Below are 26,096 nucleotides of genomic sequence, written 5' to 3' on the forward strand. Positions count from 1 at the left end.
ACATCGCTCGCCAGCTGCGGGGCTGCCCCGGTTATAGGCAGGGTTCCTGGGGGCGGCTGGTGTGGAGTTCGGGGCCATCGGCCAGGCCCATCAGCTGGCCGATGGCCAGGGCTCCGTCGTTGCAGGGGAGCTGCTGGGGCCAGAGGGGTTCGATGCCCCGTTGCTCTAGTGCCGCGGTGCTCAGCTCCAGCAGCAGCTGGTTCTGAAAGCACCCCCCGCTGAGCAGGAAGCGCCGGCACTCCAGGGCGGTGGCCAGCTCGGCCACGGCGCCCGCCAGGGCCCGGTGAAAGGCCAGGGCGCTCACGCTGGCGGCAACGCCACTGGCCTGATCCCGCAGGAGCTCCTCCAGCAGGGGTTGCCAATCCAGCTGCCATGGCTGCGGCCCTGGCGGGCGCCGCAGCGGCAGGGGGTAGGCGGGGGTGCTGGTAGGGGCGTCCAGGGCCAGGGCCTCCAGCGCCATGGCGGCTTGCCCCTCGTAGCTGCAGCGCTGCGGCAGGCCCAGCAGGGCGGCTACCCCATCAAACAGGCGTCCCACGCTGGAACAGAGCGGGCTGTTGAGCTGGCTGGCCATGGCGCGTTGCAGCACCTCCAGCTCTTCGGCACTGAAGGCCGACCAGCGGGCTGCCCCCCGGTCGCCGAAGGCGGCGATCAGCAGCCCCAGGGCGGCGCGGCGCGGTTCCCGCAGGGCCGCCTCACCCCCTGGTAGGCGGAAGGGCCGCAGGTGGGCCAGCCGTTGGTAGCCGCCAGCGTTTACCCGCAGGCATTCGCCTCCCCAGAGGCTGCCGTCGGCCCCATGGCCCGCGCCATCCCAGGCCACGCCGATGGCAGAGCCCTCCAGGCCGTGTTCCGCCATCACCGCTAGCAGGTGGGCGTGGTGGTGCTGCAGCCGGCCCAGTGGCAGCTGTTCCGCCTTGGCCAGCGCTGCTGCCAGTTGGGACGACGCATAGCCTGGGTGCTGATCGCAGCCGATGGTGCTGGCTCTGGGGCCATGGCGGCCACGCCATTGCTCCAGGGTGTGGCGCAGGCGCTGCACCCCGGCGCTGCTGCTCAGGTTGCCGAGATCCGGGCTGAGTAGCCACCAGCCGGGCAGGCCCATGGCCAGGTTGCCTTTCACCTGGGCGCCAAGGGCGAGGGCTTGGCTGCTGGTGGTTCGGGGCAGCGCGCAGGGCGCGAGCCCCCGCCCCAGCCGCAGCACCAAGGGCCGTTGGCAGGCCACCCGCACAACGCTGTCGTCGATCCGGTTCACGATCCGCAGCCCATGGCTCAACACCCCATCGGCTAGCTGCTTGAGCAGGGTGGCATCGGCATCGGCCTCCACGCACAGCGGTTCACCGGAGCGGTTGGCACTGGTGGCTACCACCACCCCACCCATGGGCTCCAGCAGCAGCTGGTGCAGGCCGCTGGTGGGTCGCATCACCCCTAGCCAGGGGCTGCCCGGCGCCACGGCCTCCGCCACTGCAGCCCAGCCCTGCCGGCTGCGGCGCAGCAGCACGATCGGTGCTGCAGGCCCCTCGAAGATCGCCGCTTCCTCGGGGCTCCGCTGGCAGTGCTGGTCCACCCAGGCGCGGGTGGCCATCAGGGCCAGGGGTTGATCCGGGCGCCCCTTGCGGCGCCGCAGGCTTGCCACGGCCTTGGGATTGCGGGCATCCACCAGTAGCTGGAAACCCCCCATCCCTTGCAGTGCCACGATCTGGCCGTTCTGCAGGGCGCTGACGGCGGCGCTGATGCAGGCCGCGGCGGTGCCGGTGTCGCCCTGCCAGCGCAGCTGAGGGCCGCAGCTGGGGCAGCTGATGGTCTGGGCGTGGAAACGGCGATCGCCGGGATCGGCGTACTCGCGCTCACAGCTGGGGCAGAGGGGAAAGTCCGCCAGGCTGGTGTTGTGGCGCTCGAACGGCAGTTGATCCACCACGCTGTAGCGGGGGCCGCAATGGGTGCAGCTGATCAGCGGGTAGCGATAGCGGCGGTTGTGGGGGTTGCGCAGGTCCGCCAGGCAGTCCGGGCAGATGGCCAGATCGGGGGAGGTCAGGGCCACGGTCGGCTGGATGCCTTGGCCGGTGCCCGGGCCAGGCTGCGGCGCCGATGGTGCGATCTGGAAGTCCGTCAGCTCACCAGTGGCCGGCCTCCAGTGCTGGTGGAGTTGGTCGATGCGGCAATGGGGGGGTAGGTGTTGCTGCAGCGCCGCCAGGAATCGCTGCAGCTGAGCGGTTGGGCCCTCCAGAAGTACGTCCACGCCGCTGGGGCTGTTGCGGACCCAGCCCCGGAGCTCCAGTTGCTGCGCCAGCCCATACAGGCGTGGCCGAAAGCCCACCCCCTGCACCAGGCCCTGGATCTGCAGCTGCAGCTGTTGTTCAGGGGTGCTGTCCATGGCCGGCTGGTAGGTGCTGCTGGAGCCAGTGGGAGAACGGCTCCAGGCCATGGCCGCTGCGGGCGGACAGCTCGAATAGCCGGGCCTGGGGGGCTACGGCCTGCAGGTTGTCCAGTGCTTGCTGTCGCTGGAATCCCACCGCCTCGGCCAGGTCGGCCTTGCTGATCAGCACCGCATCAGCGGATTTGAACAGGGCGGGGTACTTGAGGGGCTTGTCCTCCCCTTCCGTGACCGAGAGCATCACCACCCGCAGCTGTTCCCCCAGATCGAAGGCGGTGGGGCACACCAGGTTGCCCACGTTCTCAATCACCAACAGGTTCATGCCGCTGCAGTTGAGCTGGGCAAACGCACGCTCCACCAGGTCGGCCTCGAGGTGGCAGAGGTCGCCGGTGCGGATCTGCACGGCCCGTGCCCCGGCCTGGAGCAGCCGCTGGGCGTCGTTGTCGGTGGCCAGGTCGCCCACGATCACCCCCAGGGGCCGCTGGGGCCAGCGGCTGGCCAGTTGCTCCAGCAGGGCGGTTTTGCCCGAGCCCGGTGCCGACAGCAGATTCACTGCCATCAGGCCGTGGCTACGGAAGTGCCGGCGGTTGTGGGCTGCCTGCTGATCGTTGCGGCTGAGCAGGCCCTGCTGCAGCGTGATCAGCCGGCGGGGGGGGGCAGCGCAGCCACAGGTTCCGCACATCTAGGACACCTCCAGCTGCACCAGTTCCAACTCCCGGCCCTGCAGCAGCTGGCTGGAGAGGGCGCCGCAGCGGGGGCAGGCATGGATCACGTCCGCTGGGGCGAAGGTCTGCTGGCAGTGTGGGCAGAAACACAGGGTGGGTACCACCTCGAGATCCAGGGTGGTGGGTTCGCCGTTGGGGTTGTCGTCGGCCATCACCACGGCGAAGGCCAGGCGCAGGGCCTCGGGGTTCACCCCCGAGAGGCTGCCGATGCGGAGCTGCATCCGATGGATCTGCCGGGCTCCGGCACGCACTAGCTCCTGTTCGGCCAGCTGGCGCACCTCCTCCATCAGGGCCAGTTCATGCATGGCCGGCCTCCCGCCGGATCCAGGCCAGCAACAGCGCCATCGCCTCGTCCATGGCGGCGGTGGCCCCAGCTGAGAGGCCATGGCGGTAGGCCCAGGCCTGGGCGGGGATCAGCAGCTGCCAGGCCTGGGGCTGGCGCCCGTAGAGCTGCTGGCTCAGTTGCAGCAGGGCCTGGGGCGAGAGCTGATGGCTGAAGGGGGGCGGGGGTGCACCGGCCTGCAGGGGTTCCAGGGCCAGGGGCTGCCGCACTGTGCCGTGGTGCGCATCCACGAACACCACCTGGTCGGCGTTGGCCATCCGGGCTGCGAGCTCCGGGGTGAGCTGATGCACTGCCGTCACATCCAGCTGGGGCAGGGCGAGGGCTTCGAGGGCCGCGGCGATGTGCCAGCCCACGCCGTCGTCGCCACGCAGGGTGTTGCCGTAGCCGATCACCAGGTGTTGGCTCATCCGCGCCGCCGCTCCTCCAGCAGGGTTCCATCGGGGCCGATCAGCTGCACCAGTAGCGGCATCTGGCCGGCTGCATGGGTGGAGCAGGAGAGGCAGGGATCAAAACAGCGGATGCCCGCCTCCACCCGGTTGAGCATGGCCTCGCTGAGGTTGCCATCGGCCAGGTAATGGCGCGCGATCTGGGTGATCGTGCGGTTCATGGCGCTGTTGTTCTGGCCGGTGGCGATGATCAGGTTCACCTTCGCGATCAGCCCGTTGGCATCCACCCAGTAGTGGTGGAACAGGGTGCCCCGCGGTGCCTCGCTCACCCCCATGGCCTCATGGCAGTTCACCCCCGCCCGGGCCCGCACGTGGGTGGCGGTGATCAGCGGATCGTCGAGCAGCTGCTCCATCTGCTCCAGGCAGGCCAGGATCTCGATCAGCCGTGCCAGGTGATAGAGGAACGAGGCGGTCACCACCCGTCCGCCCCGCTGGCGCAGTTCCTGCAGTTCCTGGTCAGCCCGTTCGCTGCCGATGCAGTCGCATAGGTTCAGCCGTGCCAGTGGGCCCACCCGGTAGCTGCCGGCCTGGGGGCCGAGGGCCTGGATGTAGGGGAATTTCAGATAGCTCCACGGCTCCACGGCTTCTGCCAGGAACTGCTCCACGTCGTCCTCCTGGAGGCCGTCGGCCACCAGGGAGCCATCGCTGGCCATCACCCGGATGCCACCGCTGCGGCGGCCGCCGTAGTGCTCCCAGCTGCCGTCCTTCCCTACCAGCCCCAGAAATAGGGAGGGAAAGTTGCCGAACACCTCCAGCTCCTCCTGCAGCTGGGTGTCGAGCAGTTGTTTGAACAGGCTCAAGCCCCGCTCGGCAATGGTGAAGGCTTCCGGCAGTCCCGCCCGGATCTGGTCGCGCAGTGCCGGGCTGAGGGGGCTGCGCACGCCGCCGGGCACGGCCCAGGCGGCATGGATTTTGCGGCCCCCCAGGGCCTCAATCACCCCCTGGCCGAACTGGCGCAGGCGGATGCCGGCGCGGGCCAGGTCGGGGTTGGCGGCGATCAGGCCGAACAGGTTGCGTTGGGTTGGATCGCTGTTCCAGCCCAACAGGAAATCAGGGCTGCTGAGGTGAAAGAACGAGAGGGCATGGCTCTGGGTGAGTTGCGCCAGGTTCATCAAGCGCCGCAGGTGTTCGGCCGCCGGTGGGATCGCCACGCCCAGGATCTTGTCGCCGGTTTTCGCCGCGGCCAGCAGATGGCTTACCGGGCAGATGCCGCAGATGCGTGCGGTGATCGCCGCCATCTCGGTGAAGGGACGGCCCTCACAGAACCGCTCGAACCCGCGGTATTCGGTCACGTGGAAGCGCGCCGTGGCCACGGCACCGCTCCCATCGAGCTGAATCGTGATCTTGGCGTGCCCTTCGATGCGGGTCACCGGATCGATCGTGATGCGGCGGGGAGTGGATTCGGGGTGCATGGCGCGGCGTCCTCAACCGAAGCGGATCAGGTCGGGGCCGCTGAGCTCGGGCCATTCACCCCGCAGCAAGGGCTCCACCACTGCCCGGATGCGGCTCGCCGAGGGCGGGCAGCCCGGCAGGTAGACGTCGACCGGCACTACCTCATGCACGGGCAGCACGCGCTCCAGCAGCTCGGGCACGATTCCGGGGGCATGGGGCCGTTGGCCACTGCCATCAGCCAGCTCGAGGTAGGCGCGCCGCAGTACGGGATCGGCACCCTCCAACATGTTGCGCATCCCTGGGATGTTCGCCGTCACGGCGCAGTCACCGAAGGACACCAGCACCGTGGTGTTGGCCCGCACCTGCTGAATCAGGACCAGGTTGTCGGTATTGCCCACCCCGCCCTCCACCAGGCAGATGTCCACGGCTGCGGGGTAGTCCTTGCGGTCGCAGGCCACCGGGCTGTACACGATGTCGGCCTGCTGGGCGAGTTCCAGTAGCCATTCATCGAGGTCGAGAAACGACATGTGGCAACCGGAGCACCCCGCCAGCCACACGGTGGCCAGCCGTTGCTTGCGGGGGATCGTGGGGCTCACGGGTTCCATCGCTGCTGCTGCCGGGCTTGCATCAGTGCCTGGAGCCGTGCTGGGTCGCTGTGCTTCTCGTCGGTGGTATCACCCCTGTGGAACAGGGCGCCGGTGGGACACACCTCCACGCATTTGCCGCAGTGGGTGCAGGCCTCCACGGCACCCCAGGGTTCCTCGAGCCCGGCAATGATCCGGCAGTGTTCGCCGCGCCAGCCCACATCCCACACGTGGGCCCCTTCCACCTCGTCGCACACCCGCACACAGCGGGTGCAGAGCACGCAGCGGTTGTGATCCATTCCGAATAGCGGGTGGGAGAGATCCACGTGGCGATCGGGGAAGCGATAGGGCAGGCGGCTGTGGTCCATCCCCACCTCCACCGCCAGGTTCTGCAGTTCGCAGTGGCCGTTGGCCACGCAGATGCCACACACGTGGTTGCCCTCCGTGAACAGCAGCTCGATCAGCGTGCGGCGGATGTCCTGCAGGCGCGGGGTAGCGGTGTGCACCTGCATTCCCTCTTGCACGGGGGTGATGCAGGCCGGCAGGAGTGTGTCGTTGCCGCTCACCTCCACCAGGCACATTCGGCAGGCCGCCACCGCCGACAACCCCTCCAGGAAACAGAGGGTGGGGATGGCAATGCTCGCCTCCTGCGCCGCCTGCAGCACGGTGGAGTCCGCCGCGATCGCCACGTCATGGTCGTCGATGCGCAGGCTGTAGAGGTTCATCGGCGGGTCTCCACCGGCACTAGGGCCAGATAGTCGTCGCGGAAGTGGCGCAGGGTGCTGAGTACGGGCCTTGGGGCGCCCTGGCCCAAGCCGCAGAGGCTGGTGTCCTTCACCATGCGGCACAGGCTCTCCAGCTGTTCGAGATCCTCTGGGGTGGCCCGCCGATCCAGGATCTGCTCCAGCAGGTTGTCGAGTTGCACGGTGCCGGCGCGGCAGGGAACGCACTTGCCGCACGATTCCTCCCGGCTGAACGCCATGAAGAAGCGGGCGATGTCCACCATGTCGGTGGTGTCGTCCATCACCACCATGCCGCCGGAGCCCATGATCGTGCCGAGGGATTGGAGGCTCTCGTAGTCCACGGGCGTGTCCAGCTGGTGGGCTGGAACGCAGCCGCCGGACGGTCCACCGGTCTGCACGGCCTTGATGCTTCTGCCCGCCGGCGTCCCACCGCCCATCGTCTCTACAACCGTGCGGAGGCTGGTACCCATCGGCACCTCGATCACGCCGCTCCGGCGCACGTGGCCGGTGAGGGAGAACACCTTGGTGCCCCGGCCGTAGGTCTCCAGGCCGAGGCGCAGCAGCGCCGGCAGATTGGCGAAGGTTTCCACGTTGTTGATCAGCGTGGGCAGGCCGAACACCCCCCGCTCTGCCGGATAGGGCGGCCGGGGCCGCGGCATGCCGCGTTTGCCCTCGATCGACTGCATCAAGGCGGTTTCCTCGCCGCATACATAGGCGCCGGCCCCCACCCGCAGCTCCACATCAAAGTTGCAACGGCTCCCCGCGATCGCCGTGCCCAGCCAGCCGTGCCCCTGGGCCGCGGCGATGGCGGTGCGCAGCCGGGCAATGGCTAGGGGGTATTCCGCCCGCACGTAGATGAGGCCACGGCTGGCCCCCACGGTGTGGGCCGCGATGGCCATGCCCTCCAGCACGGTGTGGGGATCGCCTTCCAGCACGGTGCGATCCATGAAGGCACCGGGATCGCCCTCATCGGCGTTGCACACCACCACCTTTTCGGTGCCAGGCATCTGGGCCACGGCGGCCCACTTGAGCCCGGTGGGATAGCCAGCCCCGCCCCGGCCCCTCAGGCCGCTGCGCCGCACCTGTTCGATCACGGCTGCGGGGTTGTTGTTCTGCAGAACCCGTTCCAGTTGCCGGTAGGCGCCGGCCGCTAGGGCCTCCTCGATGGAGGTGGGATCGATCTGGCCACAGTGCTCCAACACCAGCCGCCGTTGCAGTTGGAAAAAGGGGTGGTTCAGATCAATCCGCAGGCCGCCAGCAGGGCACCAGTGAGCCAGGGTGTGCTGGGCGGCGGCCTCCATGAGGCTGGCGACCAGCTGGGCACCATCGGCGACTGGAATGGAGCCGTAGAGCTGCGTTTGGGCTTTGGGGTCGGCGTCCATTGCCAGCAGTGGCCCATCGCTGCAGGGGCCCAGGCAACCCACCCCTTTCACCCTGAGGCCGTGCTCGAGCCCGGCGCGGGCGACGGCCTCGCTGAGGCTGTGCTGCAGCGAGGCACCGCCGCGGCTCCGGCAACTGGCGGCGGTGCAGACCCGCAGGCAGGCCTTCATGGCCGCAGCTCCCGCAAGCCCGACAGCACCGATGCGCAGCTCTGTTGATTCCACACCTGCTGGTCCACCACCACCAGCGGGGCACCGCTGCAGGTGCCGATGCAGCGCACCGAGCCGAGCTCAATGCCCCAGGTGTTCAGGGGTTCCCGTTGCAGGGCGGCCAACAGGCTGGCCGCGCCCTTCACATGACAGGCCGTACCGGTACAGACCAAACAGCGATGACGTGCCGGAGGCGAGAAGCGAAACAGGTGGTAGAAGCTGGCTGTGCCCTGGACCCGACTGAAGGGCAGGTGCAGTTGCCGCGCGATGTGGCGCAATAGGGGTGGGGTGAGATGGCGATAGAGTTCCTGGGCGCGATTCAAGACCTCAATCAGGCCGTCGGCCCGGTGCTCGTGGCGCTGCAGCACGGGCTCGAGTTCGGGGTAGCTCTCGGCCATGGCTGGGATCAGCCCGGTGCCTTCAAGTTAGGAATGCACCGCTGGTGTGGCAGCAGCACAACCGCGTTGATACCGGTCGTGATGCGCTGCGCTCACGACAGGTTGTGTCGTGAACGGTCAAGGGTTGTGGAGAGCGTCAGCTTGCAGGCATGCAAACCCCATTCCGCAGCCTCAGCACCGAAATTGCCCTGGTGACCCCCCTCTCGTTTGATGAGGCTTGCTCCGCCCTTGTGCTGGTGCGTGAGCAGAAAACCCTGGTGCTCGACACCGCCTCCCTGGAACCGGAGGTTGCCCAACGCACTGTGGATTTCCTCTCCGGCGGCGTGCTCGCGATCGATGGCCACTCCGAGCGGGTGGGGGAGCAGGTGTTTTTGTTTGCTCCCCAAGTGGTGCGGGTGTTGCGGGATTAACGCTGCTGCGCTCAGGCGGCTCCGAGGGATCTCTGGTGCTGCTGGAGCCTGCGGTTGCGGTGCTCCACCCGGTGCTTCACCTCCGCAATCTTGAGATCGGCGGCCGTGATGCGGAAGCCCAGGGTTCGGGCCGCTGTGATCAGGTCTTGGCTGCTGGTGCAGCGCCGCACCGCTCGCCGCACTTCGGCTCTGGTTTCAGCGGCACTCACCAGCCGCTCGAGTTCGCTCCAGCTCATGGGTCATCTCCAACGCCCTAAGCTTCGCGAGCCGATATGACTCACGTTTTCCTGTCGGGCCATGAGATGTGACCAGATGTGTGTCGCCGCAGGTGACACGATTCAGGCGGCCTGGTCTCCGTTGTCACTCCGGGATGTGGTCTGGGGATACTTCTGTCCGAGCCGCCAGAGCTCGTTGCTGTGTTCACCAGGTTCCACTGCGCGCAGGCGGCAGATCAGCGCGAATACGTCGTTGGGGGCGAGTTCCCCATCGTCCTGCCACTTCAAAGCAGACGGATCAAGTCTGCGCTCCAAGGGGGCCATGGTTCTGTTGCGCCGTGTTTTGCGACCCTAGGGGCTGCCGCTGAGCAGCTGGTTACTCTGCAACAACTGTGAGCCGAAAGACTTTCTGAACATGTAGTGCTGGGTACTGGAAACTGGACACCGAAGGTCGGTCGGGTGGTTCAGATTCTGTCTTGGTGGCAAATATCCTGCTCTGGCGTTGTGATCGCCAGAGCAGATTGAGGGGTGAATCGCATCGCCTTAAAACCAGGTTTGAACAGCCTGATCTTTGCTGTTCATGTTGGCCTCGGGGGTGGAGCGGCTGAAGTTCAGGCGAATTGAGCGCTTCTGTTCACCATCGGCGGCAATGGCGGTGATGGGATACACCTGTTCGCCATCGCGAAAGGGCACCTGTAGGCGGAAGGTGCCGTCCTCGTCCAGGGGCACAGACTGATCCCCGATGCTGAGGCTGGCGCCAGGGTCTGTGGCGCCATACACGATCAGTTCCGCATCCGCCACCAGCCAGAAGGAGCGCTGCCGCAGCACGCCACCAGCACCGGATTCGTGGCGGCCGCTGGCCCACCGGCCGATGCCCGAGTCGTGGAGGGAACCCGAATCGGTGGAGCTGGCCGTGCCTTCCTGCCACAGCTCGGAACCGCGACCCATCCAGCGCAGGCTGCGGGTGGCTTCTTGATACATCCGCTCGTGGGTCACGCCACCGCTGGCAGGGAGCGGTGAGGCCGTGGCCGCGGGGGCAGTGGTGAGGGAGAAGGGCACAAAAGCATCGGCCACCACCTCGCTGGGCCCGTGGCCCGGCACCCGTGCCGTGGAGGACACGGCGAGGGCGAGCCAGCCCCCATTGACAAGGCGGTAGCCCAGTTCGATGCGGTAGTCACGATCGGCCACCGGCACCGGCAAGTACCACTCATGGGCCTTCTGGTCCACCACCAGTTCCATCAGGGCATGGGGATGGGCCCGGTTGCTGTCGAGGCCGGTCACATCCTCCAGGCGCAGGCAGAGGAGCGTGGCTCCGAGCGCGCGGGCCCGATCCTGGTCGGCTGCATCGATGGACCAGAAGCAGTAGCCCCACTGGGGATCGCGGGGCAGGAACACCACATGGGTGCTGGCTTCTCGGGATGGTGCTCCGCTCGGATTGGATGTTGCCGCAGTGGAGATGTCTGGTTGGTCTATTGCATTGGTGGACTCTGCAAGGCGCTGGCTCTTGAGGGCGCGGGCCGCATTTCTCAGGGGGCGCAGCGTCATATCCACGATCTGGGCCAGGGTTCGCGGTGCTGCCGTCATCGCGGTTTCGTGCTCATGCTCCGTCCATGGTCTGGTCGGAGGTGTTTGTCCCGGCTTGTGTGTCAGCGGATCACGACCGTGTGCCATTCTGTGCGGAACAATGTCGGCCCTGGGACGTGCAGCGTTCTGCTGCACATGGAGGCAATATCCGCCAGGCCAAATCCTGTGAGCGGGGGAGTTTTGTTGGCTCCTGCTGATAGGGGGAGCAGTGCCCCCCGCTTCGCCGCCACCCGCGCCACTCAGGTTGCTTGGATGGAGGCCCTTGCTGGTGGCAAACGAGGCCGCAGTGGCACTGCTTGGCGTTGCTGACCGAATGCGATTTAAAGCTTTGGCCCTAGCTTGCCGCGATCCCTCAACGTGCACGTCAGTGATGAGAAGTTGCAGGAGGCCACTCGGTAGGGGCAAGGCCATGGCACATCGGAGCGTCTAAGGCCCTGCGGGCACGGCTCGCACCGCAGTCAAGGGCTAGCCAATCGATGATCAAGGATTCAGATCATGCAGCGAGCGTTTGTAGTCCAGTCTCAAGGTCTGCGTTCTCTGCACCACATACACCAGCTGCGCGGTGCTCCATCCCGCCATCAGCACCCCGTTGATGGCTTCTCCCACGCTCAGGAGCTGCCAGCAGCCGTGCAGGGTCATGTCGCCGTAGCCCACGGTGGTGAACGTGATCCCAGAGAAATACAGGCTCGCCTCGAGGCCCTGGATCAGGCCCAGGCCCCAATAGAGCAATCCCCACAGGCCAATCTCCACAATTAGGGCTCCGGCAGTGATCAGCGCCATGGCGAGAATCACCAGCAGGCGGCACCAGCTGTGGCGGCGGCACCAAGACTCCAGCCAGGGTTGTTGCAGTCCATCGACCTGAATCACCGTCACCAAGGTGTGGACGATGGAGGTGCTGATCAACAGGGCAATGGCCAATCCCAGCTGAAGGCCGATCCCCATGGCTGCATTGCCGCCCTGGCAGAGGGCGGTGTCTGCTCCCGCCGCTAGGGCCCTGGGCTGGTGGGCCAGCACCCAGCCTGCGGCGCTTGTGGCCGTGAGGACGGGGAGCCAGGTGCGTGTCGCCATCAACGTTGCAGGGCTTCTGGAGGAGGTAGGCCCAGCCAACGGGCTTCCTCCCGGGCGGCCGGCAGGAGGCTCGATAGTTCGGCGCTGGAATGGGTGGGATCGTCCTTGAGCTGGTGATAGCGCCGCAGGGCGGAGTTGGGAAACAACAGCAGGCCGATGGCCAGCGCCAGGCCACAACCCAGGGCGTAGTCGATCCAGCGGTGGGGGATGTACCAGGCCACCAGCGGGCCGTAGCCCACAAACGCCACACCGCTGGATATCAGCGCTGTTCTCAGGTGATCGCTGCGGCCCAGCGCTGCCACCAGGGCGGCGGTGCCCCCCAGTACCAGGCCATTGGCCAAGCTGCTGAGGCCGATGGTGTTGAACACTAGGAGGGGCATCAGGATGCCCAGGCTCACCCCCACCAGGCGATCGCGCACCCGCAGCAGCGTGTCGCCGATGCTGTCGTTCAGCAAGAGCACAACACCGAAGTAGAGGTATTTGGGGGTTACGGCTCCGATGCCCTCGCCCATGGCCAGCGCCAGGCTGGCGAACACCAACTTGCGCCAGAAGAACGGTGATTGCAGCCCCTGGCGGAGCCGTTGGCCGGCACTGGTCTCCGGCATCGCTTCGTGCTGCTCTGGGGGCTCAACAGGTGGGAGCCCTGCCGGTGTCAGGGCCAGTTGCGTCACGGTTCCTACGGCCAAGCCCGTGGCGATGCCCACGAGTTCATCGCCGCTGGCGCTGAAGCTCGGTGCGTTGCTCAGCAGGGGCAGAACCCCCACCACGGCCAGTACGTTGCTCAGCATGCGCAGCTTGTCGGGCAGCAGCAGGGCCAGTAGTTGCATCAAAGCGGCCACGAGCCCAAACACGAACACCTGGGGTGCTCCGGCCATCACCTTGCTGGCGAGTACGCCAATCCCCAGACCCACGCCGCAGATCACCAGCAGCACCGGGTAGATGGCCAGGGGCCATCGGCTGAAGTTCGGACGCACCACCAGGGCGGCGATCACAGCCCCGTAGGCCACCGGCGATCCACTGAGGCCCAGACCACCAACCAGGGCACTGGTGAGACCCGCGGCCAGGCCGATCACCAGGGCAGCCCTGAGGGCCAGGCTGTCCATCTCAGGGTCCGGGGGGCCTGAGGGCCTGGACCCAGCCCACGATCAGCACCACCAGCAAGAGGGCCACCCAGAACCAGAGCCGCGGTGAGCTGCTCACGGCGGCAATGGCCAGGAGCAACAGCGCCAGCCATGGGGCGGGTTGTCGCCAGGGTTGAAGCCATGAGCGGCGTGTCATCGCTGGGCCCCTCCCAACCAGCGCAGGAACGGCAACACAAAGCTCACCACGGAGCGCCGTTCCAGGGACGCCTTGAGCTTGGCGGGCGTGCCGTTCTCCAGGCGTAGATCGGGGCCTCGTCCGCTACTCCAGCGCAGGCCGCTGGGGGTGGTGGCATTGTCGAGGGCCACGGTGATCAACACCACGGGGGCACTCACCTTGTCGGCCGCTGTGGATAAGGGGTCGCCGCCCTCGCCCAAGGCGGCCTGGCGGCTGCGGGCCATCAGGCTGGAGGCCAGCTCGGGATCCCCCACCACACGACTCACCTCCGCCAGATCGGCATTGGCGGGGGAGATGGTCTGGATCCGCCCCAGTACCGAGCCGTAGCGCTGGGTGGTGCCGCCGTAGCGGTCACGGGTTTGCAGCACGGGATCGAGTTTGATCTCATCTCCGGGTTTGAGCCGTGCGGCATCGGCATCGCTGAACAGGCCTACCGCCGTTCGGGGCCGGCTCGCCTGATTCGGCCCGGCACCAATCGTGCCGATGCGTTGGCCCGGTAACACCGCCTGGCCGGGGGCGACCGAGAGGCTCAGGAGTGTCCCAGTACGCGGGGCCAGTACCTCCTGGCTGAGCCGTTGGCCATCGAGCTCCGCCCGGCTGACGTCGAGCTGCGCGAGCTGCCCCTCCAGGGCCTTGATCTGCGCCTGATTACGCAGGTAGAGGTCTTGCGCTCCCACCCACAAGGGGCTGTAGCGGGGGATCACGTCGTCTTGCCGCAGGGTCTCCAGGGCTTGGAGTTGTTTGGCCACCGGTTGGTTGGTGCGGTTGATGGCGCTCATCTGAGCCCGAATGGCGGCTTGCTGCTTGGCCAGGGCTTCCCCTTGACGCTGCAGAGCATCGGGATTGCCAAGCACCAGGCCTCCGCCGGGTGCGGCCTGGTCGATGCGATCGAGGCTGGCCACCACGGCGCCCTCGGCAATCGGGTCGCCCACCGCGTGGAACAGCTTTTGCACCTGCCCAGCGGACCGGGCATAGACGCCCACGCGGCTATCCGGCTGGAGCAGCACGCCACTGCCCTCGACTTCCACATCCACCCCAGGGGACACGGCCCAGATCACGGCGAAGGATGTCACCAAGCCCATCGGCAACAGGCGCGGTGCCAAATCCACAGGGGTCATGGCGCGCCGGGGAGTAATCGTCAGTTTGTCGATTTAGGATACGCGCACTTTGGGGGCACTCCGTTTGCGTTGTTGCGGATGCCGTTGGCTCGGGCTTGGTGCGCTCCTTACAGGGGTGGCGGTGAGTGCGTTGGTGACCGTGCCGCAGCGCGTCATGGCCCAGCCGTTGCAACCCCTCAACCTCAGCCTCCAGCAGGCCCTCTCCCTGGGGTTGTCGCAATCGCTCAATCTGCGCAACACCACCCTGGTGGTGGAGGAAAATAAGGCCCTGCTGGGTCTGGCACGCACCCGCTTTTTGCCCAAGCTGGATCTGGTAGCCCTTGGTACCTACGCCCAGGTGGGATCGAGTGTGGGCTTTATCTCGAATCTGCCCAGCATCGGAGATCTCAACCTGGAGTTGGGGGCCGACGGCTATGCCGTGGTGCAGAACACGTTTGTGAACCTGGGGCTGGCCCTCAACTATTCACTGTTGGATTTTGGCCGTGGGCCGTTGCAGCAGGTCGCCACGGCGGGTCTCAAGGCCTCCCAGGCCGAGCAGTTGGAGCAACAACGGCGCAGTCGCTTCGACATCGTGAGTGCCTATCTCCAGGCACAGTTGGCCGGCGCGTTGATCCCCGTTTGGCAGCAGTCGTTGCAGGTGTCCACTCAGCTGCAGCGCGATGCCTGGGCCATTCGCAAGCAGGGGCTGGCCGCCCGGATCGACACGCTCCAGGCTGATGCCTTGGTGGAGAGTGATCGCCAGGGTCTGGTGGAGGCTCAGGCTCAACAGCAGATTGCCCTGAGTGGCCTGGCCAGGGTGATCAATCTCCCTGCGGAGCAGGTGGTGAAGGTGAGTGATCCCCTGCTGCCATGGGGCGCTTGGTCTTTGCCGTTGCCGGACACCTTGCGGCGCTCCTTGCAGGAGCGACCCGCTCTTGAGGCCCTGCAACAGCAGCGCCAGGCCCAGCTGGCACGGGTGCAACTGGCTCGGGCGGCTCGTTTGCCAACGCTGGGGTTGGTGCTGGGGGCCGGAATCAATGGCGATTGGCTCAATGTGCCGGTGCTGAATGCCAGCCCTCAGGTGAGTGTGAACGGTGGATCGGCGTCCCTGCCTACCCAGAGCAGTAGCGCTAATGCCTACGGCAGCTTTTACGATTGGGGTGCTGTGCTGAGCCTGCGTCAACCCTTGTTTGATGGGGGGCTGACGCGTGAGTCCACGGCTCTGGCACGGCGCCGCGCCGAACAGAGCAGTCTGGCGATCGAGCAGGCTCAGCAAGCGATCAATCAGAGCGTCACGACCTGGTACGCCACCCACGCAGCGTCTCAGCAGCAGATGCAGGCGGCAGCCGCTGCAGCGAAGGCGGGGACGGAAGCTGTGAGAGACGCCCTGTTGCGTTACCGGGCAGGGATCGCCCCGATCACTGAGTTGTTGTTGGCCCAGCGCAATCTGCAGGTGGCCCGTTCTGCTGAGGCCACGGCAGTTCATCGCTGGAATCTCAGCCGGGCTGGCCTGGAATTGGAGACGGGCCTCGACCCATCAACGGCCAGCAAGCCCTAGGTCATTCCAAGCGGTCTTGTTGCCACCTCGCAGGCCATGCATGGCTGAATTACTGTCGAGGTTCTGGTGATCGTTGCAAGATGCTTACAGGTGCTGATCTCCTCGCCAGGGTCAAGGAGCTGGGCGACGCCTCCAAATCTGATCTGGTCCGCAGCTGCGGCTACGTGGGCAGCAAGAAGGATGGCTCGGAACGGCTGAACTTCACCGCGTTCTACGAAGCCCTGCTGGAAGCCAAGGGCATCAGCCTTGGGGGTGGCCTTGGCAACGGACGCGGCAAGGGCGGCCGCTCCCTGAGCTACACCACCAAGGTGCAGTTCAATGGCAACCTCATGGTGGGGAAGGCCTATACCGCCCAGCTTGACCTCAAGCCTGGCGACGAGTTTGAGATCAAGCTCGGCAAAAAGCAGATCCGCCTGGTCCCGCTGGGTGAGTCTGAAGAGGAGGAGTGAGCGTGGGGGTGTGCGGTTGGGGCTGGCAATCAGACACTTACTTGCTAGGGTCTTCTACAGAATCACTCCCGCACCATGGCTCTCACCGGATCTGAACTTCTTGCCAAGGTCAAGGAGCTCGGCGACGTCTCTAAATCCGATCTGGTCCGCAGCTGCGGCTACGTGTCCACCAAGAAAGACGGTGGCGAGCGCCTGAACTTCACCGCTTTCTATGAAGCCCTGCTCGAGGCTAAGGGTCTCAATCTGGGTGGTGGCGATGGCAAAGGCGTTGGCAAGGGTGGTCGCAAGCTGAGCTACGTGGCTACCGTTCAGGGCAACGGCAACCTCTTGATCGGCAAGGCCTACACCGCCATGCTGGATCTCAAGCCCGGCGACGAATTCGAAATCAAGCTGGGCCGCAAGCAGGTGAAGCTGATCCCCGCAGGCGCCTCCGAAGAGGAGTGAAGCCTGAGGTGATCCTGGCTTCCTGACGACGCCTCTTTCAGTCTGGAGCCATGCTTCGCTTCCTGCTCAATCTCCTCTGGTTCGTTCTGGGGGGCTTCGTAATGGGTCTGGGATGGTGGTTGGCCGGCCTGATTGCTGCCATCACCATCGTGGGCCTGCCCTGGGCTCGGGCCTGTTTCGAGATTGGCAATTTTTCCTTCTGGCCCTTTGGCCAGGAAGCCATCAGCCGGCGTGAACTCACGGGCCGTGATGACATCGGCACGGGTCCGTTCGGCTTGATCGGCAATGTCATCTGGTTTCTGGTGGCCGGCTGGTGGCTGGCCATTGGTCATCTCAGTTCAGCCCTGGCCTGCTTCATCTCCATCATTGGAATCCCCTTCGGGATTCAGCACGTCAAACTGGCGTTGATTGCCCTCACGCCCATTGGCATGACGGTGGTGCCGATGCACCGCCTCTAGTGCGCTCCAGGTTCAGTTGTTGCTTGAGCCAGTCCTGATCGGTAGGGCCTGCCTGCTGCAGTTGGAAGCGTTTGATCAACCAGGGCAGGATGTCGAGCTCTAGGAGCTGGCCGGTGTCGCCGTCCAGCTTTATGCCATAGAGGCAGCCCAGGTCGGAGCGCCATGGGCTGGGTGTCTCGATGCCTTCGTAGTCATTGAGGAGATCACCGCAGCCATACAGGATCAGCTTGTCGCGGTAGATCTCGAATGGCAGGGGGTGGTGTGAGGAATGGCCAAACACCACATCAATGTCGGCCAGGTCAATCAGCTGCCTCGCGAACCATTGGTGCCTGTCCGGCATGACCGGAACCCAGTTGGCCCCCCAGTGCAGCGAGAGAACAATCCTGTCGCCAGGGCGCCGCTGTTTCAGCACAAACCCTGCCAGCCAGCGGGAGGTTCCGTCGTCCAGATGGGGAAGAAAGGCCACGCCAGGATGGTGCGCATCCACCGCCCAACTCGGGGGTACACCGCTACTCGCCACGGCCCACGCGAAGACCAGCCGACGTTGGGCCTGATCGGCACTGAGCCCGGCCCCTCCAGCCCCAATCCAGGCTGTGGTTGTTGGCCAGGCAGCGCAGATCAAGCTTGGCGGCGGTAAGGCAGCTGATGTTGTGGGGGTGCATCCGGTCATGAATGTCTTTCTGCGGCCATGGCCGTGCTGCTGTCGTGATCGCCGTTGCCAGGTTGATGATGCGCACATCGGCCGCCATGGCTTCCATCGCGGCCAAGGCCTCACCCCAGGGATAGGCGGGAGCCACCGGCTCGTAAAGCTGGGGATCAACCGGATGGGGCAGCAGCTGGTCCATGCCGCGTCCCGTCATCACATCACCGGCGAGGCGCAGCCTCAGCTCAGACAAGGCACCCTCGCAATCCACGGACTCCTGCCGCCAGCGTGGTGGCATTGCTGCGCGGTGGCTGGATTCTTCACTGGGTACCTAGGGTCCGATCCAGCCGAGCACAGCAGTAGGGGCAATGGCGGCTAAGCGCACTCTCAATGCCAAAAATCTCCAGCAACTCGGCGTTGCTGCGCTCGCCGAGTTGCTGATGGAGGTGAGTACAGGCAATGGGGTGATCCAACGCCGCCTACGCCTCGCCTTGGCCAGCACCGATGGGGCCGAGGGAGCGGCCCAGGAAGTGCGCAAGCGCCTGGCCGCCATCGCCCGCTCCACCACCTTCGTGGATTCCCGCAAGCGCAAGGCCTTGCTGGCTGATCTGGAGGCCCAGCACCAGGCCATTACCGGCACCATTGCCGCCGAGGATCCGGCGCTGGCCTGTGAGTTACTGGTGCGCTTCCTGGAGCTGGCTGATGGCGTGATCGATCGCTGCTCCGACACCACCGGCGCCGTGATCGGGGTGTTCAGCCAGGCGGCGGCCCACCTGGGGGGGCTGGCCAGCGCCGCCCAGTTGCCATCCGACACCTTGGCGGAGCAGGTGGCTGACTTGATGACCGACAACAGCTACGGGCAGTTCGACGATCTGATCCCGACCCTGAACGAGGTTCTGGGCGAGCAGGGCCTTCAGCGCTTGGCCCAGGAGTGCCGCGATCGTGGTGCCCAGGACGGTCACCAGGCCCTGGTGCAGATCGCCCAGTGCCGTGGCGATGTGGAGGCCTACTTAGCCCAGTTCAACTCCGCGCAATTGAGCTGGCCCAACACAGCCGCCGAGGTGGCCCAGCACCTGTTGAAGGAGGGTCGGCCCGAGCAGGCTCTCCAGGTTTTGGCTGGCGCCACCAAGGGCGCTGCCAGCCGCCCATCACCGGCGTGGGATGAGGCGCGGCTCTCCGTGTTCGAGGCGCTGGGCCGCCTGGACGAGGCCCAGCAGTTGCGCTGGCAGTGCTTCTGCAAAACCCTCGCGATTCAGCACCTGCGCGAGTACCTCCAACGCCTGGAGGCCTTCGCGGATGTGGAGGCTGAAACGGAGGCCTTCCAGGTGGTGGACGCGCACCCGGTGCCCTTGCAGGCACTGCAGTTCCTGGTGGGATGGCCTGCGTTGCCCCGAGCTGCCCGCTACGTGATCGCGCACGAACAGGACTGGGATGGAGGGGCGTTTGCGATCTATGGCCCTGCTGCCGAACGCCTCAGTGGCAACCATCCCCTGGCGGCCATGGTGTTGCTGCGGGCGATGGTGTGCTTTGCCCTGGGGATGGGACGGACGACCCGCTATCGCTATGCCGTGGAGGATTTGCGCACCTGTGAGCAGCTGGCTGTCCGCATCGACGACTGGCAGGGCATTCAAGAACACCACCACTTCGTCGAGAGTCTGCGGCAGCGCCATGCGGCGCAGTGGCGATTCTGGGACTTACTGGATCGCTGAGGCAGACAACACGAAACCCCAGGGATGTCCTGGGGTGTGAGCAGCGTTGCCGATGGACAAGGCGTTCAGAAGCAGAACGGCAGGAACGTGGACGGAATGGGGTCAGTTCGCCAGATCGGGTTGGAGCAGGGCGCCAACAACCCAGGCGCCGAACAGCACGATGGTGAGCGTCGCGATCATCGGGTTCTTCGGGCCAGGTCGCTGGGGCGGCTAAGCACGTAGGTGGTCATGCCGGTGAGAAGCACCACAAGGGCGACCATGCAGGCGATGGCTGTGGAGTAGTCGGTGCTCATGGCGATCAACCCAGGCCGAGTTGGGCCAGGATGGTCTGGCCGGTGAGCAGCTCGGTGCCGAGGCCGATCACGAAGCCGAGCATGGCCAGGCGACCATTCCAGGACTCAGCGAAGGCCACAAATCCAAAGCGGGGAGAGGGCTGGGCCATGCGTGTTTCGGATCGTTGCGCAAATTGTAACGGGTTGTGAAGGGGGCGGGGCAAGGAGGCGTGCCGCCTGCCGTGTCCTTCGTGGCTGCAACAGGATTCGGGGGGGCTCCACCGATGGACGTCCCCGCAGCACTGCGGCCCCGCTCGCCAGAGTGCAGCTCCACTCCATTCCCGCCATGACCCCCACCCGTGAGCAGATCCTTGCCGCCTCGGCCGGTTGGGTAGCGGTGCTGCTGAATGTGGTGCCGGGTCTGGGGGCTGGTTATCTGTATCAGCGGCGTTGGAAGGCCTACTGGATCACCTCGGCGCTGGCCACTGTCTGGTTCGTGGCCGGTGCCCTGCTGGGCCAGAACGCTGATGCTGCAGCCGAGGCCCAGAACCAGCTGGTGGGGCTGATCGGCCTGCTTACGTTGGCGGCAGTTACCGCCACCGAGGCCGGTTTGGCGGTGAAGGCGGTGCGCCAGCTCGGCTGAGCCCCAGCGGTGCGAAATCGGCTGGCTCTGGGTTCATGACGCCTTGGCTTTCAGGCCTTCTCATCGCGGCCCTATCCCGATGAGGCCGTGCGGGTGAAGACCCGCAGCCGCAAGGTCTGCTCACTGGCCATGGGTTCCGCCACCATGCCGGCGCAAACAGCATCCCGGTGCTCATTGGCCAGCTGCAACAGGGCCTGATTGCCCACGCTGTGTGCCTGGGTTTGACCTGGTTTGGTGAGGGTATTGATCTTGACTGTGTTGTAGTTGGTGGATGTCAATTATTCACTTTGTGCGCCGATAAAGTCTCGATATTTGTGCTGTGGGAGGTGTATCTGCTTGCCGCCATCGCCAATCGCTAACAGGATGAGCTGGTGGCCAAAGAGACGCCCCATGAGCGGCGCTACGTTCTGTTGAAGCTTCTCGAACGGCATGGCGTGACTGGCGATGGCGGTTTTCTGCTCACGGCCACGGAGCTGGAAACGGCCGTCCGCATTGGCAGCCGGTTTGTGCACCTGATCTGGAATAACGGCAGCTACGACATGGTGGCGTTCCAGGAGCAGGCCCACTACGGCCGCACCGCCGCCGATCAGCTGGGCCCGGTGTTGCGGGAAGCGCTGCAGCAGAGCGTGCCGGTGTTGATCGACATTCCGATCGACTACTCCCAGAACTTCAAGCTGATGCAGGACGTGCATCAGGACTTCATTCACTGATCCGCCGGTTCACACCAATGCCCTGTCCTCCCGAATCCAGCCACCACCTGCACGTCCATCTCGGCGATGGCCTGTTCGCGGCGTTGCAGGAGCGCTGCCGGCGCACCGGTGAAAGCGCCTGCCATGTGATCCGAGATGCCCTGGCCGAGGCGCTGGATCTGGACCACCACACCCTCTACCAGGTGTCCACCTCCGGTGCCCTGGTGCAGGGGGTCTACCAAGGCTGCGTGCGGGTGGGCGAGCTGCTCAAGCACGGCGATTTCGGTCTGGGCACCTTCGATGGCCTGGATGGTGAGGGGATCCTGCTTGATGGCTGTTGCTGGCAGGCCTGTGGCGATGGCTCGGTGCGGAAGGCCCCCGTCGATGCCCTAGCGCCCTTCTGGGTGGCCACCCGCTTTGCGACCGACCACCGGGACACCCTGCGCGATGTGGCCAGCTGGGCCGATCTCACCGCACGGCTCGACGCCCTGCGCGATCAGTCCAACCTGTTCGTGGCCATTCGCATTCACGGGGTGTTCGCGCGCATCCGCTATCGGGTGGCCTGCAAGGCCGAGGCCGGCGTGGATCTTGTGAGCGCCACCGATGCCCAGGCGACGTTCGATCTGGAGAATGTGGCCGGCACCCTGGTGGGCTTCTGGACCCCCAGTTATGCCCGCACGATCAATGTGCCGGGCTATCACTTGCATCTGCTCAGCGACGACCACCACCATGCGGGTCACGTGCTGGAGCTGCAGAGCCATGAGCTGAGCCTGGAGCTACATCGAGAGAACCATCTGCAGCTGGTGCTGCCCGAAACCCCCCAGTTCCTGAAGGCGGATCTCAGCGGTGATCCGGCGGCGGCCCTGGCCCGGGCGGAAGGGAATCACAGTTGAGCCAGATGGTCAGACGGCATGACCGCTTTGGCCATCGCCTTTGTCATGGTGGAGGCTCTGATCCGGCTGTGTGGCTAGAGCTGAGCGGGTCGGGGCCACAACAAAGCCCGGAGCGTGGGCCCCGGGCGTTTGCCTGCTCAGCCGTGGTGCCGACCCAAGGGGGACGGCAGCAGCTGCGCGAGTTTGGTGCTGGATAACAGCCTGATCGTCTGATCAGAGTATTTTCAGTTGTGGGCGGAGCTGCCGGCGCTGGCACCTGGGGCCAGGTGTCGAGTGGGACGTTCCGTTCGGTCCGGGGCACCTCAGGCGGTGCAGTGGACGGCCATTCAGGCCTGGAACATCAGGGATCCGTCGAGAATGTTGGAGCAGGGGCCGGATCGTCAGCGCGCTCCTGCTTGGTGCTCAGGGGGGGTGTCGTCCATTTGTGGAGCCTCCGAATCCCGTTGCAGCCACGATGGATCGGGCGGCCAGGGCTGGCAAGAGCTGCAGCACATTCGCTACCGCTCTGGCGAACCCGGTCAGCGCAGTGGGCTGGCCCCATCTGTTCGATCAGGGCCTCGCGGACGTCGTGATGCAGCGCTGTGCCCAGCGCTTGGCGCAGCGAGGGAGCCATCAGCAAGCAGACGGCTCACCAAGCCGTGCTCCCAGAGCAGTTGCCCCGTGGAGCCGGGATGTTGAACGAGGCGCCACGTCTGCCAACGGCGATCAGCGACTTTTCACGCAGTAGTTGCCGGAGCTGTAGTAGCCCAAGGGACACCCTCCCGCTTTCGGGAGGGGGCGCACCGGCTGCTGGGCCAGAGCGAACAGCAGCGGGAGGCGGCCCATGGTGCGTCAGTGCAGAGAACCAGGTTGGTGCCAGTGAGCGGGGTTGGCCCAAGTTATGCAGGAGCTGCATGGAACCACTACTGGTGCAGGCTCCGGCCATGGCACGCGTGTGTCTGCTGGCTGTGGTCTGCATCGATCCGCCGTAGCTCGCGGGGCCGCAGCATCGGTGCCGCTACCGCTGCGGAGAGATTGGTCCCTATGCCAAGGCGCAGGAGCTGCTCAAACAGGGGCACACCTATCTCGAGGCCAATGGTGATGGGGAGGCCTGTGAATCCCTGCGCTGGTGCATCCGGCTGCGACGGCCGGCCTAGCCCACCTTTGACGGCCTGATCCCGTCGATCTGGATCGGCATCTACACCTGCTTCTACGCCAGCTGGTGCCGCATTCCGTTCCAGCGGCGTGGCTGTTGATCCCCTATCTGATCTGGAGTCCCGTGGGTGCGTTGGTGACCGGGAAGATGCAACAGCTCAACCGCTGATCAGATCAGCGCTGTGTCAATCGGTAGGCCAAAGCGATGACCATTGGCAACGGGTTTGTTAGGCTCAAGCAATCAATGCTTCCGCCTCATGCTCACCGGATCTGAACTGCTCGCCAAGGTTAAGGAGCTGGGTGACGCATCCAAATCAGACCTGGTGCGTGAGTGTGGCTATGTGAGCAGCAAGAAAGACGGTGGTGAACGGCTGAATTTCACCGCCTTCTACGAAGCGCTGCTCGCCGCCAAAGGGGTCAACCTTGGCACCGATAGCGGCGGCCGTGGTCTTGGCAAGGGTGGCCGCAAGTTGAGCTATGCCACCAAGGTGCAGTTCAATGGCAACCTGCTGGTGGGCAAGGCCTACACCGCCATGCTCGATCTCAAGCCTGGCGATGAGTTTGAGATCAAGCTCGGTAAGAAGCAGATCCGCCTGGTGCCCGTAGGCGGTAGCGACGAGGAGGAGTGATTGCGGCAGCGCAATCAGCAAAGCCTCATCCGAACTGACCCGGTAGGCGTTGCGCCGGTTGTCCTCAGTCTCGGCGTAACCGACGGGGGAAAAACCGTTCCACAGGCTCTGGGGTCTGCTGCAAGTTCTGCTCGCCATTGGCCTCAATCGCCTTCCGGCAGCGCTGCACCAGCTCCTGCCTGAGCGCATCCGGGCTTTCGATGCGCATCCCACCGCCAAAGGCAAACAGCCAGCTGCGTAGGTCGATGTCGGCAGCCACGGTCCAGGGCGGCAGGTCGAGCTCCACCGGGTAGGGATGGCTGGTGTCAGTCGCTCCTGGTTCCAGCACGTGAGGCGCCTTGGGGTGGTGCCACCAGCTGTCGCCGGGCAGGGGCCTGGAGAAGCGGGTGTGCTCGATCGGGTAGCGCTGCAGGCCCTCGCGGATGAAAGCGAACGCCCAGGGGGCACAACAGAACCGCAGGGTCACCAGCACCTGGTTGCGGCGCTGGGCTGAGGCGCTGGCCACCGCCAGCTGTTGCTCCAGGTCGCTGCCGAAGTAGATGCCACCGCTGTGATGCAGCAAGCGCTCCAGCCGGTTGATGGCAGCGGCGTGCTGCTCGGGGCTGCGGCGCAGATCGCCTTCACCACGGGCCATGGCCAGGCGATCGAGCCGCTCGCTGCGGATCAACCCCTGCGGGTGGCCCACCTGGTCCTCCTCAAACATGAGGTACCAGCCCACGTTGTGGAAGATCAGCTGCAGTGGCCACACCCGCAGCTCGCCAGCGGGGCTGTCAGCAAAGCTGCCCACGCCTGGATAGCGCTGCAGCAGCACGCGCCGGTGTTCCACGATCGCCGCCTCGATCGCTTCTGCCCGCCTTGGTGCAGCCAGGGAATCGCGCCGCACCAGGGCCGTATCCACCACGGCATGACGGGCGTAGCTGCGCACGGGCGGCAGGCCATCAGCGCTGATCCCCGCCCAGCCCAGCCGTTCATCCAGCTCGGCCAGCAGGTCCTGCGCCGAGGGGTCGGCCAGGCGGCCGGCGGTCTGGCGCACCACGTTGTGGAGCTCCCGCAGGCGCGGTGGCGAAAGCACCGCGGTGCCGAGGCAGTAGCCGTGGCGAACGTTGTCGTTGCGGTTGCGGAACCCATAGGGGGTGAGGATCTTTTCCAGGTCTTTGCGCAGCGTTGCCGTTTCGCCGCTCAGGTAGGCGCCGGGGATGGCCTCGGTGGCGGCAATCAGGTGTTGGTGGAGGTTGGCGCCGCGCTCCGCAGGCTGATCGAAGGGGACCTGCAGCAGGTGGCGCAGCAGGGTCATCACCCGCAGAAACACCGGCCCATCCCCCATGGGCGGTAGGCCTCCGTGAACGGCGCCCGTCGCCAAGCCAGTGCGCTCGCCTACAGCCAGTGGCGCCAGCTGAATCGGTGCCGTGCTGGAGATTGCACCGCAGAAGCCGTTGGCCTCCAGCCAGGCCAGATCCGCGCGGATCGCGCCGGTATCAGCAAAACACTCCCCGTGCAGGCGGCCCAGGAAGGCAGCGGCCCGATCGGTAAGGTCACCCTCGGGGATCGGCGAGAGGATCGCCTCCAGGTGCTCGGCACTGGCGGGATCACTGGCGGCTAGATCGGGCCAGGTGCTCAGCAGCCGGATCAGGTAGAGCAACCGCTCGAGATCCAGTAGGCGTGAGTAGCCGTGGCGTTGCAGCTTGCGCTCGCGGTTGGTGGCCGAACGAATGCGCCGATCCAGCGCGGCCAGCTCGGCCTGCAGCACCTCCGCCAGGTCGTTGTGGTGGGTGGGCACCACGGCACAGATGGCGGCAAAGCCCTCGGCACGACACGGCCCGAAGTGGGGATCGGCCAGGGCGGCGGCCATCTCCTGGATCACCGGCACTGGCACGGCCCGCTCCCTGCGGCTGTTCCACTCCAGCGAGGTGGGCAGGTCTGTGTAGAGCCACCAGCCGATCCACTCAACGTCTGCCGGCATGGGCAGGGCCTGGGTGATCGCCAGGCGCCAGGCGCGGCGGGCATGGGTGGCATCCACGATCACCGGGATGCCAGCGGCCACCGCTGCTTGGATGCGCTGATGCAGCCGTTGCTGGATGTCCACCCATGGGCCCTGCACCGCCGCATCCCCGAAGACCTCCGCCCGAATCACATCGGTGGAGAGCACCTGCGCCGGCGGCTCACCCGGGCCAGTGAGTAGGGGCGCCAGCGCCTTGGCCAGGGTGGTTTTGCCGCTGGCGGGCTGGCCGATCAGCAGGTGGCAGCGCAGGGGTGCCATGGCGGCAGAGCGGTGAATGCTTCTACTCTTTCGCACCAAAAA

The 26,096-nt window shown here is 65.9% G+C and carries 31 protein-coding genes; 10 read left to right on the forward strand and 21 right to left on the reverse strand.

The annotated features are described in order from the left end of the window. Positions 1-31: 31 nt before the first annotated feature. Genes hypF through KBZ14_RS11590 form a run of 9 tightly spaced genes read right to left on the reverse strand, consistent with a single transcriptional unit; the run spans position 32 to position 8,585 of the window. Positions 32-2,365, reverse strand: coding sequence for a carbamoyltransferase HypF (hypF, locus tag KBZ14_RS11550; RefSeq protein WP_255118478.1), 2,334 nt, complete (start codon positions 2,363-2,365; stop codon positions 32-34). Beyond that, positions 2,349-3,047, reverse strand: coding sequence for a hydrogenase nickel incorporation protein HypB (gene hypB / locus KBZ14_RS11555; protein WP_255118479.1), 699 nt, complete (start codon positions 3,045-3,047; stop codon positions 2,349-2,351). Before hypB ends, hypF begins: the two co-directional genes overlap by 17 nt. Continuing rightward, a complete protein-coding gene (locus KBZ14_RS11560; RefSeq protein ID WP_255118480.1) occupies positions 3,048-3,395 on the reverse strand; it encodes a hydrogenase maturation nickel metallochaperone HypA/HybF in 348 nt (115 codons plus the stop codon). Then, on the reverse strand, positions 3,388-3,840 hold the full coding sequence (locus KBZ14_RS11565; RefSeq protein WP_255118481.1) for a hydrogenase maturation protease: 453 nt from the start codon (positions 3,838-3,840) through the stop codon (positions 3,388-3,390). Before KBZ14_RS11565 ends, KBZ14_RS11560 begins: the two co-directional genes overlap by 8 nt. Next, the gene (locus KBZ14_RS11570; RefSeq protein ID WP_255118482.1) at positions 3,837-5,291 is read right to left on the reverse strand and encodes a Ni/Fe hydrogenase subunit alpha; all 1,455 of its coding nucleotides are present in this window, start codon (positions 5,289-5,291) and stop codon (positions 3,837-3,839) included. Before KBZ14_RS11570 ends, KBZ14_RS11565 begins: the two co-directional genes overlap by 4 nt. A 12-nt stretch (positions 5,292-5,303) precedes the next feature. Further along, positions 5,304-5,876 (reverse strand): NADH-quinone oxidoreductase subunit B family protein, encoded by a 573-nt coding sequence (locus KBZ14_RS11575; protein WP_255118483.1) that lies wholly within the window; start codon positions 5,874-5,876, stop codon positions 5,304-5,306. After that, complete coding sequence (gene hoxU / locus KBZ14_RS11580; protein ID WP_255118484.1) at positions 5,864-6,580, reverse strand: bidirectional hydrogenase complex protein HoxU; 717 nt, start codon at positions 6,578-6,580, stop codon at positions 5,864-5,866. The genes KBZ14_RS11575 and hoxU overlap by 13 nt, the downstream gene beginning before the upstream one ends. Then, on the reverse strand, positions 6,577-8,148 hold the full coding sequence (locus KBZ14_RS11585; protein ID WP_255118485.1) for a (2Fe-2S) ferredoxin domain-containing protein: 1,572 nt from the start codon (positions 8,146-8,148) through the stop codon (positions 6,577-6,579). The genes hoxU and KBZ14_RS11585 overlap by 4 nt, the downstream gene beginning before the upstream one ends. After that, positions 8,145-8,585: an NAD(P)H-dependent oxidoreductase subunit E gene (locus KBZ14_RS11590; protein WP_255118486.1), complete on the reverse strand. Its 441-nt coding sequence runs from the start codon at positions 8,583-8,585 to the stop codon at positions 8,145-8,147. The genes KBZ14_RS11585 and KBZ14_RS11590 overlap by 4 nt, the downstream gene beginning before the upstream one ends. Before the next feature lie 149 nt (positions 8,586-8,734). On the opposite strand from KBZ14_RS11590, the gene KBZ14_RS11595 reads away from it, so the two are divergent. Next, entirely contained in the window at positions 8,735-8,995 is a 261-nt protein-coding gene (locus KBZ14_RS11595; protein ID WP_255118487.1) for a cell division protein SepF, read from the forward strand. An 11-nt stretch (positions 8,996-9,006) separates the two neighbouring features. On the opposite strand, the gene KBZ14_RS11600 is transcribed toward KBZ14_RS11595, so the two are convergent. From KBZ14_RS11600 to KBZ14_RS11625, 7 genes are all read right to left on the reverse strand, one after another. Continuing rightward, positions 9,007-9,231, reverse strand: a complete 225-nt coding sequence (locus KBZ14_RS11600) for a Nif11 family protein (protein WP_255118488.1) — start codon at positions 9,229-9,231, stop codon at positions 9,007-9,009. A 102-nt stretch (positions 9,232-9,333) separates the two neighbouring features. Continuing rightward, the gene (locus KBZ14_RS15995; RefSeq protein ID WP_488657341.1) at positions 9,334-9,534 is read right to left on the reverse strand and encodes a hypothetical protein; all 201 of its coding nucleotides are present in this window, start codon (positions 9,532-9,534) and stop codon (positions 9,334-9,336) included. A gap of 219 nt (positions 9,535-9,753) precedes the next feature. Next, positions 9,754-10,794 carry a DUF4912 domain-containing protein gene (locus KBZ14_RS11605; RefSeq protein WP_255118489.1) on the reverse strand — a complete coding sequence of 347 codons (1,041 nt, stop codon included), beginning with the start codon at positions 10,792-10,794 and terminating at the stop codon, positions 9,754-9,756. A gap of 480 nt (positions 10,795-11,274) precedes the next feature. Further along, positions 11,275-11,862, reverse strand: a complete 588-nt coding sequence (locus KBZ14_RS11610; protein ID WP_255118490.1) for a potassium channel family protein — start codon at positions 11,860-11,862, stop codon at positions 11,275-11,277. Next, positions 11,862-12,965: an aromatic acid exporter family protein gene (locus KBZ14_RS11615; RefSeq protein WP_255118491.1), complete on the reverse strand. Its 1,104-nt coding sequence runs from the start codon at positions 12,963-12,965 to the stop codon at positions 11,862-11,864. Before KBZ14_RS11615 ends, KBZ14_RS11610 begins: the two co-directional genes overlap by 1 nt. A 1-nt stretch (position 12,966) precedes the next feature. Beyond that, positions 12,967-13,140, reverse strand: coding sequence for a hypothetical protein (locus tag KBZ14_RS11620; RefSeq protein ID WP_255118492.1), 174 nt, complete (start codon positions 13,138-13,140; stop codon positions 12,967-12,969). After that, positions 13,137-14,297: a hypothetical protein gene (locus KBZ14_RS11625; RefSeq protein ID WP_255118493.1), complete on the reverse strand. Its 1,161-nt coding sequence runs from the start codon at positions 14,295-14,297 to the stop codon at positions 13,137-13,139. Before KBZ14_RS11625 ends, KBZ14_RS11620 begins: the two co-directional genes overlap by 4 nt. Before the next feature lie 133 nt (positions 14,298-14,430). On the opposite strand from KBZ14_RS11625, the gene KBZ14_RS11630 reads away from it, so the two are divergent. From KBZ14_RS11630 to KBZ14_RS11645, 4 genes are all read left to right on the forward strand, one after another. Continuing rightward, complete coding sequence (locus KBZ14_RS11630) at positions 14,431-15,834, forward strand: TolC family protein (RefSeq protein WP_255118494.1); 1,404 nt, start codon at positions 14,431-14,433, stop codon at positions 15,832-15,834. An 80-nt stretch (positions 15,835-15,914) separates the two neighbouring features. Further along, complete coding sequence (locus KBZ14_RS11635) at positions 15,915-16,283, forward strand: AbrB family transcriptional regulator (protein WP_255118495.1); 369 nt, start codon at positions 15,915-15,917, stop codon at positions 16,281-16,283. A gap of 75 nt (positions 16,284-16,358) precedes the next feature. Then, positions 16,359-16,727, forward strand: coding sequence for an AbrB family transcriptional regulator (locus KBZ14_RS11640; protein ID WP_255118496.1), 369 nt, complete (start codon positions 16,359-16,361; stop codon positions 16,725-16,727). Positions 16,728-16,777: 50 nt separating this feature from the next. Then, entirely contained in the window at positions 16,778-17,185 is a 408-nt protein-coding gene (locus KBZ14_RS11645) for a YccF domain-containing protein (RefSeq protein ID WP_255118497.1), read from the forward strand. Here the strand turns inward: KBZ14_RS11645 and KBZ14_RS11650 are convergent. Both KBZ14_RS11650 and KBZ14_RS11655 read right to left on the reverse strand, forming a co-directional pair. Continuing rightward, on the reverse strand, positions 17,142-17,651 hold the full coding sequence (locus KBZ14_RS11650) for a CapA family protein (protein WP_255118498.1): 510 nt from the start codon (positions 17,649-17,651) through the stop codon (positions 17,142-17,144). The genes KBZ14_RS11645 and KBZ14_RS11650 overlap by 44 nt on opposite strands. Before the next feature lie 43 nt (positions 17,652-17,694). Beyond that, positions 17,695-18,081 carry a CapA family protein gene (locus tag KBZ14_RS11655; RefSeq protein ID WP_255118499.1) on the reverse strand — a complete coding sequence of 129 codons (387 nt, stop codon included), beginning with the start codon at positions 18,079-18,081 and terminating at the stop codon, positions 17,695-17,697. Between the two features lie 115 nt (positions 18,082-18,196). Here KBZ14_RS11655 and KBZ14_RS11660 point away from each other — a divergent pair, with 115 nt between their 5' ends. Then, positions 18,197-19,537: a DUF6880 family protein gene (locus tag KBZ14_RS11660; protein WP_255118500.1), complete on the forward strand. Its 1,341-nt coding sequence runs from the start codon at positions 18,197-18,199 to the stop codon at positions 19,535-19,537. 298 nt (positions 19,538-19,835) lie between these two features. Here KBZ14_RS11660 and KBZ14_RS11665 read toward each other — a convergent pair whose 3' ends face one another. Next, entirely contained in the window at positions 19,836-19,979 is a 144-nt protein-coding gene (locus KBZ14_RS11665) for a high light inducible protein (protein WP_255118501.1), read from the reverse strand. A 176-nt stretch (positions 19,980-20,155) separates the two neighbouring features. Between KBZ14_RS11665 and KBZ14_RS11670 the strand changes: the two genes are divergently transcribed. Continuing rightward, positions 20,156-20,452: a DUF8646 family protein gene (locus KBZ14_RS11670; protein ID WP_255118502.1), complete on the forward strand. Its 297-nt coding sequence runs from the start codon at positions 20,156-20,158 to the stop codon at positions 20,450-20,452. Between the two features lie 71 nt (positions 20,453-20,523). Here KBZ14_RS11670 and KBZ14_RS11675 read toward each other — a convergent pair whose 3' ends face one another. Beyond that, positions 20,524-20,730: a hypothetical protein gene (locus KBZ14_RS11675; protein WP_255118503.1), complete on the reverse strand. Its 207-nt coding sequence runs from the start codon at positions 20,728-20,730 to the stop codon at positions 20,524-20,526. Between the two features lie 93 nt (positions 20,731-20,823). Here KBZ14_RS11675 and KBZ14_RS11680 point away from each other — a divergent pair, with 93 nt between their 5' ends. The 3 genes from KBZ14_RS11680 (at position 20,824) to KBZ14_RS11690 (ending at position 23,797) form a co-directional block, all read left to right on the forward strand. Continuing rightward, complete coding sequence (locus KBZ14_RS11680; RefSeq protein WP_255118504.1) at positions 20,824-21,162, forward strand: thiamine pyrophosphate-dependent enzyme; 339 nt, start codon at positions 20,824-20,826, stop codon at positions 21,160-21,162. Positions 21,163-21,179: 17 nt separating this feature from the next. Further along, on the forward strand, positions 21,180-22,034 hold the full coding sequence (gene budA / locus KBZ14_RS11685; protein ID WP_255118505.1) for an acetolactate decarboxylase: 855 nt from the start codon (positions 21,180-21,182) through the stop codon (positions 22,032-22,034). Positions 22,035-23,425: 1,391 nt separating this feature from the next. Then, entirely contained in the window at positions 23,426-23,797 is a 372-nt protein-coding gene (locus tag KBZ14_RS11690; protein ID WP_255118506.1) for an AbrB family transcriptional regulator, read from the forward strand. A 64-nt stretch (positions 23,798-23,861) separates the two neighbouring features. On the opposite strand, the gene KBZ14_RS11695 is transcribed toward KBZ14_RS11690, so the two are convergent. Then, positions 23,862-26,054, reverse strand: coding sequence for an AAA family ATPase (locus KBZ14_RS11695; protein ID WP_255118507.1), 2,193 nt, complete (start codon positions 26,052-26,054; stop codon positions 23,862-23,864). Positions 26,055-26,096 lie beyond the last annotated feature (42 nt).

The sequence above is a fragment of the Synechococcus sp. HJ21-Hayes genome, assembly GCF_024345835.1.
In the GTDB taxonomy this organism is placed as follows: domain Bacteria; phylum Cyanobacteriota; class Cyanobacteriia; order PCC-6307; family Cyanobiaceae; genus Vulcanococcus.